Annotated in this window: 11 protein-coding genes; 8 read left to right on the top strand and 3 right to left on the bottom strand. The window is 62.1% G+C overall.

The genetic code is table 11. The annotated features are described in order from the left end of the window. Nucleotides 1–24 precede the first annotated feature (24 nt). The 7 genes from EBMC1_RS11105 to EBMC1_RS11075 all read left to right on the top strand — a co-directional run bounded on the left by EBMC1_RS11105 (nucleotide 25) and on the right by EBMC1_RS11075 (nucleotide 9,701). Nucleotides 25–1,095, top strand: a complete 1,071-nt coding sequence (locus tag EBMC1_RS11105) for an amino acid ABC transporter substrate-binding protein (protein ID WP_003046368.1) — start codon at nucleotides 25–27, stop codon at nucleotides 1,093–1,095. After that, nucleotides 1,092–3,281 (top strand): ABC transporter permease subunit, encoded by a 2,190-nt coding sequence (locus EBMC1_RS11100; protein ID WP_081611192.1) that lies wholly within the window; start codon nucleotides 1,092–1,094, stop codon nucleotides 3,279–3,281. The genes EBMC1_RS11105 and EBMC1_RS11100 overlap by 4 nt, the downstream gene beginning before the upstream one ends. Beyond that, the gene (gene metC / locus EBMC1_RS11095) at nucleotides 3,274–4,518 is read left to right on the top strand and encodes a cystathionine beta-lyase (protein ID WP_003046361.1); all 1,245 of its coding nucleotides are present in this window, start codon (nucleotides 3,274–3,276) and stop codon (nucleotides 4,516–4,518) included. The genes EBMC1_RS11100 and metC overlap by 8 nt, the downstream gene beginning before the upstream one ends. Then, entirely contained in the window at nucleotides 4,515–5,267 is a 753-nt protein-coding gene (locus EBMC1_RS11090; protein ID WP_003046358.1) for an amino acid ABC transporter ATP-binding protein, read from the top strand. The genes metC and EBMC1_RS11090 overlap by 4 nt, the downstream gene beginning before the upstream one ends. A gap of 284 nt (nucleotides 5,268–5,551) precedes the next feature. After that, entirely contained in the window at nucleotides 5,552–8,257 is a 2,706-nt protein-coding gene (locus tag EBMC1_RS11085; RefSeq protein ID WP_003046355.1) for a TonB-dependent receptor domain-containing protein, read from the top strand. A gap of 11 nt (nucleotides 8,258–8,268) precedes the next feature. Further along, nucleotides 8,269–8,973 (top strand): PepSY domain-containing protein, encoded by a 705-nt coding sequence (locus EBMC1_RS11080; RefSeq protein WP_003046351.1) that lies wholly within the window; start codon nucleotides 8,269–8,271, stop codon nucleotides 8,971–8,973. After that, nucleotides 8,970–9,701 carry a PepSY domain-containing protein gene (locus tag EBMC1_RS11075; protein ID WP_003046347.1) on the top strand — a complete coding sequence of 244 codons (732 nt, stop codon included), beginning with the start codon at nucleotides 8,970–8,972 and terminating at the stop codon, nucleotides 9,699–9,701. The genes EBMC1_RS11080 and EBMC1_RS11075 overlap by 4 nt, the downstream gene beginning before the upstream one ends. A gap of 6 nt (nucleotides 9,702–9,707) precedes the next feature. Here EBMC1_RS11075 and hutC read toward each other — a convergent pair whose 3' ends face one another. Both hutC and EBMC1_RS18405 read right to left on the bottom strand, forming a co-directional pair. Then, the gene (gene hutC, locus EBMC1_RS11070; RefSeq protein WP_051066410.1) at nucleotides 9,708–10,442 is read right to left on the bottom strand and encodes a histidine utilization repressor; all 735 of its coding nucleotides are present in this window, start codon (nucleotides 10,440–10,442) and stop codon (nucleotides 9,708–9,710) included. A gap of 182 nt (nucleotides 10,443–10,624) precedes the next feature. After that, on the bottom strand, nucleotides 10,625–10,936 hold the full coding sequence (locus tag EBMC1_RS18405; RefSeq protein WP_196795413.1) for an alpha/beta hydrolase: 312 nt from the start codon (nucleotides 10,934–10,936) through the stop codon (nucleotides 10,625–10,627). Nucleotides 10,937–10,970: 34 nt separating this feature from the next. Between EBMC1_RS18405 and chrA the strand changes: the two genes are divergently transcribed. Beyond that, on the top strand, nucleotides 10,971–12,179 hold the full coding sequence (chrA, locus tag EBMC1_RS11065) for a chromate efflux transporter (RefSeq protein WP_003046342.1): 1,209 nt from the start codon (nucleotides 10,971–10,973) through the stop codon (nucleotides 12,177–12,179). Between the two features lie 189 nt (nucleotides 12,180–12,368). Here the strand turns inward: chrA and EBMC1_RS11060 are convergent, their stop codons facing one another. Then, nucleotides 12,369–12,887 carry a DUF305 domain-containing protein gene (locus EBMC1_RS11060; RefSeq protein ID WP_003046339.1) on the bottom strand — a complete coding sequence of 173 codons (519 nt, stop codon included), beginning with the start codon at nucleotides 12,885–12,887 and terminating at the stop codon, nucleotides 12,369–12,371. Nucleotides 12,888–13,129 lie beyond the last annotated feature (242 nt).

Raw genomic sequence — 13,129 nt, 5'->3', positions numbered from 1 at the left:
GCGCTAGCATTGAAAGCCTCGTTTATGAATAGGTCGCACGCATCGCGCCGCTGGTTACCGGCGCTGCTCGCCGCAGGCGCCCTGTTACTCGGCGGCTGCGGCCGCGAGCCCGCCGGCACCGGTGGGCATGAAATCGCCGCGGCGAAGGGATCGACGCTTGCGCGGATTCGCGCGCGCGGAACGCTCAATTGCGCAATTCATACGGGGCAGCTCGGCATGTCCTATCTCGACAAACGCGGACGCTGGCAGGGCTTCTTCGTCGATTACTGCCGGGCGCTCGCCGCTGCGGTCCTCGGCGATGCCCGCAAGGTCCGGTTCATGCCGGTCGCCTCGAACAAGCGCTTCACGATCGTGCAGACGGGCGAGGCCGACGTCCTGTCGCGGACGACGACATGGACGCTGACGCGCGACACCGACCTCGGGGTGAATTTCGTCGGCACCATGTATTATGACGGGCAGAGCTTCCTGGTGCCCCGGCGATCGGGTGTGCGGCTTCCGACGGATCTCGATGGCGCATCGATCTGCATCACCAAGGGGACGACCTCCGAACTCAACACCGCCGAATATTTCGAGCGCAAGGGGCTGCGTTTCCAGTCCGTCGTGTTCGAGAATCCCGAGGAAGCCAAGCTCGCCTTCTTTGCCGGGCGGTGCGACGCAATGACCACCGATGCCTTCACGCTGACGGTGATCCGCCTGGCCGACACCGCGCATCCCGACGATTATGTGGTGCTGCCCGAGCGGCTCACCAAAGAACCGGTCGGCCCAGTCGTGCGCAGCGACGACGAGCAATGGTACGAGATCAACAAATGGGTGCTGAACGCGCTCTTCGCTGCCGAGGAAATGGGGGTCACCCGCGCGAATGCCGCGCGCATGCGGATGGCCTCGCGCGACCCTGAAGTGCGCAAGATGCTCGGCGGCTTGCCCGGATTCGGCAAGTCGCTCGGCCTTGACGATGACTGGGCGTACCGGGCAATCGAGGCGACCGGCAATTATGGCGAAATCTTCGACCGGCACATTACGCCGCTCGGCGTCGAACGCGGACAGAATAAGCTCTATCGGGACGGCGGGCTGATCTACCCGTTGCCGATGCGATGACTCATAAACACAGGCGGCTTGCCATCGCTGCGTTACCCTGGCTGCTGATCGCGGGCGGGCTTGTGGTCGCCTACGGCCTGTTTGCGACATTGGCGGACAATCTCGCGGACCGAAACATCCGGACGGGGTTCGGTTTCCTGTTCGACCGGGCGGGTTTCGCGATTGGCGAAACGCTGATTGCTTACGCGCCGGGCGATTCCTATGCCGCGGCGCTGGCGGTGGGTCTTCTCAACACGCTCCTGATATCGGCGCTCGGCATCATCTTCTCGACCTTGCTCGGCCTCGCGGTCTGCATGGCGCGCCTGTCGTCCAACTGGCTGCTTGCGAGGCTCTCCGGCCTTTATATCGAGCTGGTTCGCAATATTCCGCTGCTGCTCCAGATGTTCGTCTGGTACGCCGCGCTGCTGTTCGGTCTGCCCGGACCCGGCCCGGGCGCCGTCGGACCGTTCGACCTCGATAATCGGGGATTGCACCTCCCCGCGCTCTCCTTGGCCGATCCGGGACGGCCGGTCTTTCTCATCGCGATCGTCGCCTGTGCGATCCTGCTGGGTGCCGTGCGGCGAGGAGCCGTTCGCACGCGCACTGCGCTGGCCTTCGCCGGCATCTCCCTGGTGCCGCTCTTGCTGTGGGGCGGGATCGATCTGCCGCGGGCGGGGCGCTTCGGAACCGTCGGCGGATTGTCGCTCTCCACGGAGTTTCTGACGCTGGTCGCCAGCCTTTCGGTCTATGCCTCGGCCTATCTGGCCGAGATATTCCGCGGCGCGATCCTCGCCGTTCCCGCAGGGCAGAGCGAGGCCGCCAAAGCGCTCGGCCTGTCGCCCGCGCAAACAATGGGACGGATCGTGATGCCGCAAGCGCTGCGCATCGCCATACCGCCGATGACGAGCTGGCATCTCAACACGATCAAGAACAGCTCCCTGGGGGTCGCGATCGGATATCCCGAATTTGTCTCGGTGGTCGATACCGTCATCAGTCAGACAGGGCAGGCGATCGAGGGCGTCGGCCTGATCGTCGCGACCTTCCTGCTGCTTTCGCTATCCTTGTCGTTCGTCACCGGCCTCTATGCCCGCCAGTTGGGCTGGAGCGTCGCCGGGCAGCCCGGCCGGAGCATCCAGTCGGCGCCCCTCGAACCCTTTCCGCTGCGCTCGGCGACCGCCTGGCCGTCGTGGATACGGCGCAATCTGTTCAGAGGAGGACGCCAGTCGATACTCACCATCGCGATCCTCGCCATGACCGCGGCTTTCGCCGGCAAGGGGCTCTCGTGGCTGCTGTTCGACGCGACCTTCGCCGGGGGCGCGGCCGATTGCCGTTTGGCCAGCGGTGCTTGCTGGCCATTCCTCCGCGAAAATGCGCGGCTGATATTGTTTGGCACCTATCCCGAAGCCGAGCAGTGGCGGTCCGCAGCAGCGGCGGCCGCGCTGCTTTCATGCCTTGCCTTCTCCTTCGTCCCGCGATTCTGGCGCAGCCGCCTCGGGCTTGTCTGGCTCGGCGCAATCGCCGTGGCGGTACTTCTGCTACGAGGAGGATTCGCGGGCCTTTCCTATGTCCCGATGGAGAAGTGGAGCGGCCTGCCGGTCACATTGCTGCTCGCGAGCCTTGCGGTGGTCGGCGCTTTTCCATTGGCTATACTCCTCGCGTTCGGCCGCAGGTCGGCGCGGCGCGGCATTCGCTGGCCGAGCGTCGCCTTCATCGAGCTGGTTCGCGGAACGCCGCTGATCGGAGTGCTCTTCCTCGCTGCGGTCCTGTTCCCGCTGTTCGTGCCCTCCTATCTCTCGATCGACAGCCTGCCGCGCGTCCAGCTCGCGCTCATATTCTTCACTGCCGCCTATATGGCCGAGGTCATCCGGGGCGGCCTGCTGGCGGTTCCCGTCGGGCAAGCCGAGGCCGCGCATGCTCTTGGCCTCACCAAATGGCAGGCGCGGCGCCATATCCTGTTGCCGCAGGCGCTGAAAGTCAGCGTGCCGGGGCTGGTCAACACTTCGATCAGCGAGGTCAAGAACACGACGCTCGTCCTCATCGTCGGCGTCTTCGATTTGTTGCAGACGACCCGCCTCTCCTACGTCGAGGCGCAATGGCGACCCTATTTCGCCGAAGCCTATCTTTTCACCGGGACCATCTTCTTCCTCCTCTGCTTCTCCCTGTCCCGGCTCAGCATGAAGATCGAACGGAAATTATCCTATGCATGAACAAGACCCAGCATCGCCCCGCGAGCGGGCTGAACCCGCCGGGGGCGCCTGGCAGGATCCAACCCGCGCCGTTCACGCCGGCCCGCGCGCGAGCGATCAGCGGGGTCTCATCAATCCTCCCGTCGATCGCGCCTCGACGATCATCTACGACAGCGTCGAAGCCTATATGGATCGCCACCGGGGGCTTTATGACGAGGTCATCTACGGCCTGTATGGCACGCGCACGACCTTTGCGCTCGCTGAGGCCGTCGCCGAGCTCGAGGCCGGCTATGCGACGGTCATCACCTCCTCGGGAACAAGCGCGATCGCGCTCACCCTCACGGCGTTTGCGGGCGCGGGCGATCATCTGCTCGTCGCCGACTGCGTCTATGGGCCGACCCGAAAATTCCTGACCGATGTGCTCGCGCGTTTCGGGGTCGAGGTCGAATATTTCCGGCCCGATATCGGCGCGGAGATAGCTGACCTGTGCCGCAGCAACACCCGCCTCATCTATATGGAGACCCCGGGCTCGCAGACATTCGACATGATCGACGTGCCGGCGATCGCGGCGGTCGCGCGCGGCCGTGGCATTTTGACGGCGGTCGACAACACCTGGGCGACGCCGCTCTTCTTCAAGCCGCTGGCTCATGGCGTCGATGTCTCGCTCGCGTCGGCGACCAAATATCTCTCGGGGCACTCCGATTGCCTGCTCGGCACGATGACCGCGGGCAGCGAGGCCATCTATCGCCACCTCAAGGATGCGGCGGCGCGCTGGGGCAATTGCGCGAGCCCCGACAATTGCTATCTGGTCCACCGGGGCATCCGGACGCTCGACGCGCGTCTCGAGCGCCACCAGCGCACCGCGTCGACCCTGATCGACTGGTTTCTGTGTCAGCCCGAGGTGGTCGCGGTTCGCTATCCGGCTCACCCCGCCGATCCGGGCCACGCGATCTGGAAGCGGGACTTTGCGGGGGCGTCGGGATTGTTCGGCGTCCAGCTCGATCGTCTCTCCCCGCCGGAGACCAGCGCATTCTTCAACAAGTTCTCGCTATTCCAGCTTGGGTCGAGCTGGGGCGGTTTCGAAAGCCTTGCGGTCCCCGCGTGGCCGGCGCCGATCCGCGACTTTCCGAATGGCGAGGCCGAAGGTGCGCTGATTCGTATTCATGCAGGGCTGGAGGCGCCCGACGATCTAATCGCCGATCTCGATGCGGCCTTCGGGCGGGTGCGGATGATGCGGAGCGGAAAGCGGGCGTCATGACGGACGCTTCGATTCCGGCGGCTGTCAGTCTGCGGCAGCTCGAAAAATATTACGGCGGCTATCACGCGCTTCGTTCGATCGACCTCGATATCGCGCCGCGCCAACGCGTTGTGATTTGCGGTCCCTCGGGCTCCGGTAAGTCGACCCTGATCCGCTGCATGAACATGCTCGAAGCGCCGGACGCCGGAGAGGTGCTGATAGAGGGCGTCAGGATAAACCGGGTGTCCCGCGATGCTGCCGCGGCGCTCCGTGCGGTCGGCATGGTTTTTCAGCAGTTTAATCTGTTTCCGCACAAGACGGTGCTCGAAAATTGCACCCTCGCGCCCGTCCTCGTCGGCGGCGTCGCGGTCGAGGATGCCGAGGCGCGGGCCATGTCCTATCTGGACAAGGTCCGGATCGCAGATCAGGCGAGCAAATATCCCGGGCAGCTTTCGGGCGGGCAGCAGCAGCGAGTAGCCATCGCGCGTGCGCTGGCGATGGAACCCCGGATTCTCCTCTTCGACGAACCGACATCGGCGCTCGATCCCGAGATGATCAAGGAGGTGCTCGATGTGATGACAGCGCTGGCCGGCGAGGGGCGGACGATGGTGTGCGTGACGCACGAGATGGGATTCGCGCGCGAGGCAGCCGATCGCATTCTTTTCATGGACCAGGGGCAAATTGTCGAGGACGCGAGGCCGTCCGACTTTTTTGCGGCTCCCAAAAGCGAACGCGCACAGACATTCCTTGAACAGATACTTTCGCACTGAGCAGTCGCTTGTGAGCGGCCCCGAATGGCTTCGATCTGCGTCCCCTGTCATTTCATGAGCAAGTCGAAGGGGAAGGCGGTCGGCTCCTTGCGCGAATGGGCCGGACCCTGCAAAAAAATTTCAAAATCGATGAGGGGTGAGGCGTCGGCATGCGTATTAGACAAGTATGATGCGCGCCGAATTTGGCATTTAACTAATTGATATATTTCGATAAATTCCTGTTGACCTGTATATACATTTAATGCTCTCTGAGGGAAATCGGCCAACCAACAGGGGGTTTCGCTATGATGATCAGAACATTTTTGCTCGCCAGCGTCGCGGCAGTCGCGGTCTTGGCAACGCCGGCACTTGCGCAGGACGAATCGTCAGGGCAGCCGCCCCTGGCCACCGACGCGCCGAATGGTTCGGACATCGTCGTGACGGGTTCACGCATCCGCCGCCAGGACCTCGCGGGCGTCGGACCCGCCACGGTCGTCTCGGCTGAGCAGATCGAGAATACCGGGATCGTCAACATCGAAACGGTATTGCAGCGCCTTCCCGCCAATGCAGGCTTTGCGGGCAACCAGACCTCGGCCTATTGGACAAGCAACGGCTATGGCACGGCGCAGGTGAACTTGCGCGGGCTTGGCATCAAGCGCACGCTCGTGCTGCTTAATGGTCGCCGTCTCGTGGCAGGCGGCACCGGCGCGAACTCGTCGCCGGACCTGAACATGATCCCGGTCGTAGCGCTGGCACGTACCGACGTGCTGAAGGACGGCGCGTCGGCAATTTATGGCGCGGACGCGATGGCGGGTGTTGTCAACCTGGTCACCCGGACCGATTATGAAGGTCTTGGCCTGAGCGCGCGCTATGGCATCACGGGCGAGGGCGACGGTTCCGATTTTTCCGCCGACCTGATCTGGGGCATCCGCAATGATCGTGGTGGTGTCATGATCGCCGCGACGTATCAGAAGACCAGCGCGGTCAATATGGCGACGCGCGCGCCCTGTTCGCTCGCTGAGGTCACGCCAGGTTCGCTATCGTGCGTCAACAGTGCCTCGACGATCGGCGGCCGCGCCGTGTTGCCCAACGGGCAACAAATCAACTTCAATCAAACTCCCGGCGGCGATGGCGACTTCTTCGAGCCGTACAGCGCGGCGAAGCATAATTTCAATTCGGCGCCCTTCCTCAACGCGGTCAGCCCCGTCGAACGCATCAGCACGGCCTTCTTCGTCGACTATGACCTCAGCGACAGCATCGAGGCTTTCGGCGAGTTTCTCTATACATTCCGCAAATCCAATCAGATTGCGACGCCGGGCACGCTCCGCAACCTGTCCATTTCGGCGAGTAATCCGACCAACCCAACCGGGCAGGACATCGTGCTCATCCAGCGCCGGCTTGCCGAACCAGGGCCGCGTCAATTCTTCCAGGAAACTGATACCTGGCAGGGTACGTTCGGCCTGCGCGGAAAATTGTCCAACGATTGGGCGTGGGAAGTCGCGGGGGCATTCGGACGCAACACGGCGATCGACGGATCGACCAACATCGCCAACCTCGAACGCATTCGCAACTCGATCGACCCGAGCAAGTGCAGCGTGACGGTTGGAGCTGCGATCCCCTGCGCTGACTATCTGGGCGCCGGCGACCTGACCCCCGAGGTTCTCGACTATATCCTTTTCACCTCGCGCGATCGCGGCGGCAACGAACTGGCGACGGTCACCGCCGATCTCAACGGCAGCCTGTTCAACCTTCCAGCTGGCCCCGTCTCCTTTGCGACAGGGGTCGTCTATCGCAAGGAAAAGGGCTGGCGCGATCCCGATCCGCTGACCGTGCTCGGTATTGCCAACACGAACCAGCAGGATCCGATTTCGGGTTCGACCACGGCGAAGGAAGCCTATCTCGAGCTGTCCGTGCCGATTCTCGCGGGCAAGCCTTTCTTCGAGGCGCTGACGCTGGACGGCGCGGTGCGCTATTCGGACTATAATCTGTTCGGCAGCGACTGGAATTACAAGGCCAGCCTCGACTGGATGATCAGCGACAGCTTCCGCCTGCGCGGGACCTATGGCACCGGCTTCCGCATTCCCAACGTGCCCGAACTTTACGGCGGCGTATCGGAAGGCAATCTGACCACCACCGATCCCTGTTCGCGCTATTCGACGAGCGGTAATGCGACGCTGATCGCCAATTGCCAGGCGTCGGGTGTTCCCGCCAACTATGTGCAGCTCGGCACGACGATCCTCACCACGGTCGGCGGCAACGAGAATCTGAAACCCGAAAGCTCGACGACCTGGACCGTCGGCACGGTGATCTCGCCCAAAGGGCTGGTTCCCGGTCTGTCGCTGACGGCCGACTGGTTCGACATCAAGATCAAGGATGCGATTCGCGCCATCCCCGGATCGACCAAGCTGTCGATATGTTATGCGAGCCAGAATCTGTCGCACCCTTTCTGCGACGATTTCACGCGCAGCCCGCTGACGGGCGAAGTGACCTTCCTATCCGCGCAGCCGATCAATACAGGGCGCGAGGAGATGAATGGCCTCGATCTGGGGCTCGTCTATGCGGGCGGCATCGGCAGCGTGAACATCTCGCTCGACGTCAACCTGACTTATCTCAACAAATATGTCGTTCTGCCGTTCCCCGGCGGCGACCCGATCGATTTCGACGGCTTCATCGGCGGCGGCAATGGCGGCTATCCCAAATGGCGCGGCTATGGCGTGCTGACCGCCGAGAAGGATGGCGTCAGCGCCACCTGGTCGACCCAATGGATCGGCAAGGCGACCGACTTCAATGCGGCGCCCGGCGAAATCGGCTACAGCACGCCGAACGTCTTCTACCACAATCTCCAGGTCGCCTTCGAGATTGACGAGAAGACGCGCTTCCAGGTCGGCGTCGACAATGTCTTCGATCGCAAGGCGCCCTATATCCAGAGCTTCACCGATGCGAACACCGACACGATGACCTACGATCTGCTCGGACGGCGCTTCTATGTCGGTTTCCGCACCGCCTTCTGAGGAACCAGGAGATGGCGATACGTTGGCCGCTGCTCGTTCGGCGAACGCATAAATGGCTGGCGCTGGTCGTGGGTGTCCAGGCTTTGCTCTGGACGTTGACCGGCTTCTACATGGTGGTCGTTCACATCGACACCATCCACGGCGATCATCTGGTGCGCTCCCCGGTGGCCCAGCCCTTCGACCTCGATGGCCTCGCAGCGCCGTCGAAGGTCGTCGCGGCCGCGCCGGGGGTGTCCGAAATCCGTCTCCAGCGCTTTTTCGGCCAACCGGTCTGGCGCGCCGAGACCCCTGAAGGCGCGCGCCTGTTCGACGCGCGTTCGGGTGCGCCGCTGCCTGCCCTGACCGAGTCCCAGGTCCGCGAACAGGCACGGCGCATCTACACGGGTGACGGCAAGATCGTCTCGGTGCGACTTTTGACCGAGGCACCTCAGGAAATGCAGGCGCGCAAGCCACCATATTGGCAGGTCGAGTTCGAAGGCTGGAACCGGCCGACGCTCTATCTGTCGCCGGCGACGGGTGAGCTCATCTCGCGCCGCCACGCGCTGTGGCGCGTTTTCGACTTCGCGTGGATGCTGCATATTATGGACTATGACGAGCGGACCGACGTCAACAATCCGCTGCTCCGCGTCGCGACCTGGAGCGCCTTTGCGATGGCGCTCTCCGGCGCTTGGCTGCTGATCTGGTCTTTCAAACGCCGCAAAAGGAAGCAGGCATGAAACGCATCCGGCTGACCCCGCTCTTTTTCCGGCGTATCCATAAATGGGTGGGGCTGATCCTCGGTCTGCAGTTCCTGCTCTGGGCGCTCAGCGGTTCGGTGATGGCGCTGCTCGACAAGGACAAGGTCGGAGGGCACGGCGGCGGCATGTCGCACGCGCACGCGCTGCCCGCCGGCGAATATTTCGATGTCGCCGCCCTACCGCGCGGCGAACCCGTCACTGGCGTGGTTCTGCGCGATCTCGGTGCGCGGCCGGTCTATGAGGTCCGCGCCGCCGGGGGCACACGCCTTGTCGATGCGACGAGCGGCGAGGATATTCGGGTCGACGAGCAGGTCGCCCGCGATGTCGCGGCGATGATGAACGAGGCGCCGATCCGCAACGTAAGTGTGCTCGCCAAACCCAATCTTGAATCGCGCGACCATGAAGGCGCGATGTGGCGCGTCGATTTCGCGGACGCCGAAAACAGCAGTGCCTATGTTTCGCTCGACACCGCCCGTTTCCTGGTGATGCGTGGCGATACCTGGCGGACATGGGACTTCTTCTGGATGCTCCACAATATGGATTATATCAACCGGAAGAGCTTCAATCATCCGCTGATCATCTTCGTCGCCTTCGGCGTACTCTGGCTTTCCGGAACCGGCTTCTACCTGCTGTTCAAAAGCTTCAGTCGCGCCGATTTCCGCTGGCTACGCCGTCGCAAACCTGTGGTTGTCGCTCGAACCAGCTGATCGGCGTCAATCGTCGATCGAGAAGGCGGCCGACAGTTCGAACCGGGTGCCGGGGTGTGTCAGCCAGGCATGCGACACGAGACGCGACCGGCTCCATGTCCGGCGCGTCATCTGGAGTACCGGTTCGCTCGCGGACAGCCCTAACATGCCGCGCATTCGTTCGTCGGGCATCGTCGCACAGACACGGTGCTCGACCCGTTCGAGCGGCGCGATGCACGTCAGATATTCGTTCGGTGTCATCCGTGTGAAGTCGAGCGTGCCATAATCGGGCGCGATCGACGCGAGGACGAAACGCTCCTCGATCTGAATCGGGAATTCGGCCTCGTGATGGACGATGATCGAATGGAATAATTTGGTCCCTACCGAAACTTCGAGCAGCGCCGCCGTGTCGACATTGGCGCGCTCTTCCCGGTTCTGGATCACGCGGGCACGATAGGCATGACCTCGCTCGCGGATTTCCTCGGCGATGTTGCGGATTTCGATCATCTGGCCGATCGGCCTCGGCTCCGCGATGAACGAGCCACTTCCAGCGCGCCGCACGACAACTCCGGCAGCCTGTAGCTCGCGGAGAGCACGATTCGCCGTCATGCGCGAAACGTCGAATTGTTGAACTAGTTCTGCTTCCGAGGGAACACGGTCGCCTGGTTGGAGGCGACCATCGCGAACGGCGTCGGAAATACTCTGCTTGATAACAACGTAGCGTGGTGTCGATTCATCACCGGCATGGTCGAGGGAAGGCATTGCCTCTCGGGGCTTGGGCATTGAAACTTTGGGCTTCCGAGTGGGCGAAGGACTCATAGGTCGTCTATACAACTTCACGGTTTCCCAGCTAGTTAAAAGAGAAGGCTGCCAATCGTCGATGTCGCAACGAAATGACGAGCGTCCTTGTCCGCTCGTCGAGCGCAGCGGCGTGCTCCTTTTTTTCAAAGAAACCTGGCTCGGCAAAGGTGGCCGGGGAACATCGCGATGGCAAAATCAGGCCGGCTGCTCCCTGTGTCTGTTTCGTCGACCGGCTCATAGGCTGCTTCTAATATATTGCTGGTCTGGGCGACCACATACCCGCCGGCTGAGAAGCCTATGACACCAATCTTATGGGGACCGATCTTGAGTTCGTCGGCGCGCGAGCGGACCAGGCGGATCGCACGCTGCGCGTCCTGTGGTGCATGGAGGTGCTTGATGGGCCGCTTTACATTGCCGCTAGCACCAATCCGCGGAGCGGTTTGTGTACCGGCCAATTGAGTTGAGAAGACAGTGAGACTAGTTGGAGGCATGGATGATATATCGGGCAACGAGCGGCCATCTGTTCGCGCTGGCAGTGCCCGCGAAGTATTTGCGGCCTTCCTGAAGCTCGGGGTGACGTCGATTGGTGGGCCGATTGCACATCTGGGCTATTTTCGTGACGAGCTTGTCATCCGTCGTCGCTGGATCGACGACAGCGGTTTTGCCGAGTTGCTGGCGCTCTGTCAGTTCCTTCCTGGCCCCGCTTCGAGCCAGGCGGGGTTTGCGCTCGGCCTGATGCGCGCAGGTCCGTTGGGCGGGCTTGCCGCATGGACGGCATTTACATTTCCTTCGGCAGCGCTGATGTTTGGCTTTGCCGCGATGGCCGGCCATCTCGAAGGCGACATGGCGACTGCAGTGCTGCACGGCCTGAAACTTGCCGCAGTTGCCATTGTGGCTCAGGCGCTTTTCGGGATGGCGCGGACCCTTGTGCCCGATTGGTCTCGCCGAACCATCGCTTTGGCCGCGGCGGCGGGGATGCTGGTTCTGGCGTCGCCTGTGACGCAGATCGGATTCATTGCGCTTGGCGCTCTTTCCGGGCTGCTTGTTTGCACGCCGAAAGTCCGGTCCAGCATAGGGAATGGCGGGTGGATTCCGACGCGCAGAGCCAGTTTCCTGATGCTGACGGGGGCTGCCACTATTCTTCTCCTTCTCCCGGTTGCCGGGCGGGGCGGCTCGCTCTTCGAGCTTGCGGGTATTTTCTATCGCGCCGGGGCGCTCGTATTTGGGGGCGGTCACGTCGTTCTGCCGTTGCTCCACGCTGAACTGGTCCCGGGTTTCGTGGACGATACGGCTTTCCTGACCGGTTATGGCGCGGCGCAGGCTCTGCCAGGACCATTGTTCGCACTGTCGGCCTATCTCGGAGCCGTCGGCTCACCGGATGCGCCACTCGCAGGCGGACTGATCGCCATCGTCGCAATTTTTCTGCCAGGGCTGTTGCTCGTCGCGGGCGCGTTGCCGTTTCGCGCGGCGATCGCAAAAAATGCTCGCGCGCAGGCCGCGATCATGGGGGTCAATGCGGTCGTCGTCGGCATTCTGGCGGCCGCGCTTTATGACCCGCTCTGGACGTCCGGCGTAAAATCTTTCGCCGATGCTCTAATAGTGGGCGTCGGATTGCTGATTGTGCTGCGATTTCGCTGCCCTCCGCTCGCGCTCGTTGCTGGGACCGTTGGAGCCGCGCTGGCACTTGCAGTCATATAGTTGCGATACATAATCTCGGACGCGAATCTGGCGCGAACAAGCTCGGAGATGAAATAATGGGGATGGCGCATCCCTGCGGTACGAATGGCGGTTGATGGCTGCTCGGCATTTTACCCAGCTGTGCCGGCATCATCCGGTCTCGCAAAAGATGCGAGATTTGCCGCCGGACCAGATGATTTTGCGCTGGATCTATCGCTCCCTGTAATCGGGCAGCAACGGCGCGTCTGCGGCAATCGGATGCCGCTCGAGATCCACTATCAATGCCTTCATCTTATCAATTTCCCGAACCTGCGCCTCGATGATGCCATCGGCGAGCTTGCGGACCCTGGGATCGCGAATCTTCGCCCGTTCGCTGGTCATGATGGCGATCGAATGATGCGGGATCATCGCCTTCATGTAGGAAACATCGTCGACGGTTTGCTGGCTGCGAACGAGCCATAACGAGGTTGCGAAGACGATCAGGCTGGCGGCCACGATGATCGCATTCATTCGGCGGTTATTGTACATCGACCACATGAAGCCAAGCATGATGATGGCCATCACGGCGCCCATATAGACCGCCATCCAGGTTCTCGTCTGGCTGTAGTAAATATGATCGAGTGCGTAGCTGTTCAGATACATCAGGCCGAACATGACAATGGTCGACGTCGCGATCATCGCCGCAAACCGGCCGTAGCTCGATCCATGCTTTTTCATGTCGCCGTTCATGGCTCTTGCTCCTTTCGTATGATGCGGCAAAGCAATTCCGATTGCGGGTTATGGAATGAATGCCGGACGACCGAACTCTGTTCCCTTTCGGCGATCATTCTTCACCGCGAGTCGCGTCCTGGTGGGCCAGTTCTCGATCCGCGAAGTTCTTCCAAATGCTGACCGATCTTGCCGGATTCCAGTCTGAACACTGACGGATGGCTAGTGGCCAATGGCTGTGTGTCAAACGGCGTTCAAAAGGG

The sequence above is a fragment of the Sphingopyxis sp. MC1 genome, from assembly GCF_000371385.1.
In the GTDB taxonomy this organism is placed as follows: Bacteria; Pseudomonadota; Alphaproteobacteria; order Sphingomonadales; family Sphingomonadaceae; genus Sphingopyxis; species Sphingopyxis terrae.
The sequence above is the reverse complement of the archived record's forward strand: the minus strand, read 5'-3'. Positions and strand labels throughout refer to the sequence as shown.

Coding starts and splice junctions, on each gene's coding strand:
- metC (WP_003046361.1), top strand. CDS start 3,274: ATGCATGAACAAGACCCAGCATCGCCCCGCGAGCGGGCTGAACCCGCC.
- EBMC1_RS11105 (WP_003046368.1), top strand. CDS start 25: ATGAATAGGTCGCACGCATCGCGCCGCTGGTTACCGGCGCTGCTCGCC.
- hutC (WP_051066410.1), bottom strand. CDS start 10,442: ATGCCTTCCCTCGACCATGCCGGTGATGAATCGACACCACGCTACGTT.
- EBMC1_RS11075 (WP_003046347.1), top strand. CDS start 8,970: ATGAAACGCATCCGGCTGACCCCGCTCTTTTTCCGGCGTATCCATAAA.
- EBMC1_RS11100 (WP_081611192.1), top strand. CDS start 1,092: ATGACTCATAAACACAGGCGGCTTGCCATCGCTGCGTTACCCTGGCTG.
- EBMC1_RS11090 (WP_003046358.1), top strand. CDS start 4,515: ATGACGGACGCTTCGATTCCGGCGGCTGTCAGTCTGCGGCAGCTCGAA.
- EBMC1_RS11085 (WP_003046355.1), top strand. CDS start 5,552: ATGATGATCAGAACATTTTTGCTCGCCAGCGTCGCGGCAGTCGCGGTC.
- EBMC1_RS11060 (WP_003046339.1), bottom strand. CDS start 12,887: ATGAACGGCGACATGAAAAAGCATGGATCGAGCTACGGCCGGTTTGCG.
- chrA (WP_003046342.1), top strand. CDS start 10,971: ATGGATGATATATCGGGCAACGAGCGGCCATCTGTTCGCGCTGGCAGT.
- EBMC1_RS11080 (WP_003046351.1), top strand. CDS start 8,269: ATGGCGATACGTTGGCCGCTGCTCGTTCGGCGAACGCATAAATGGCTG.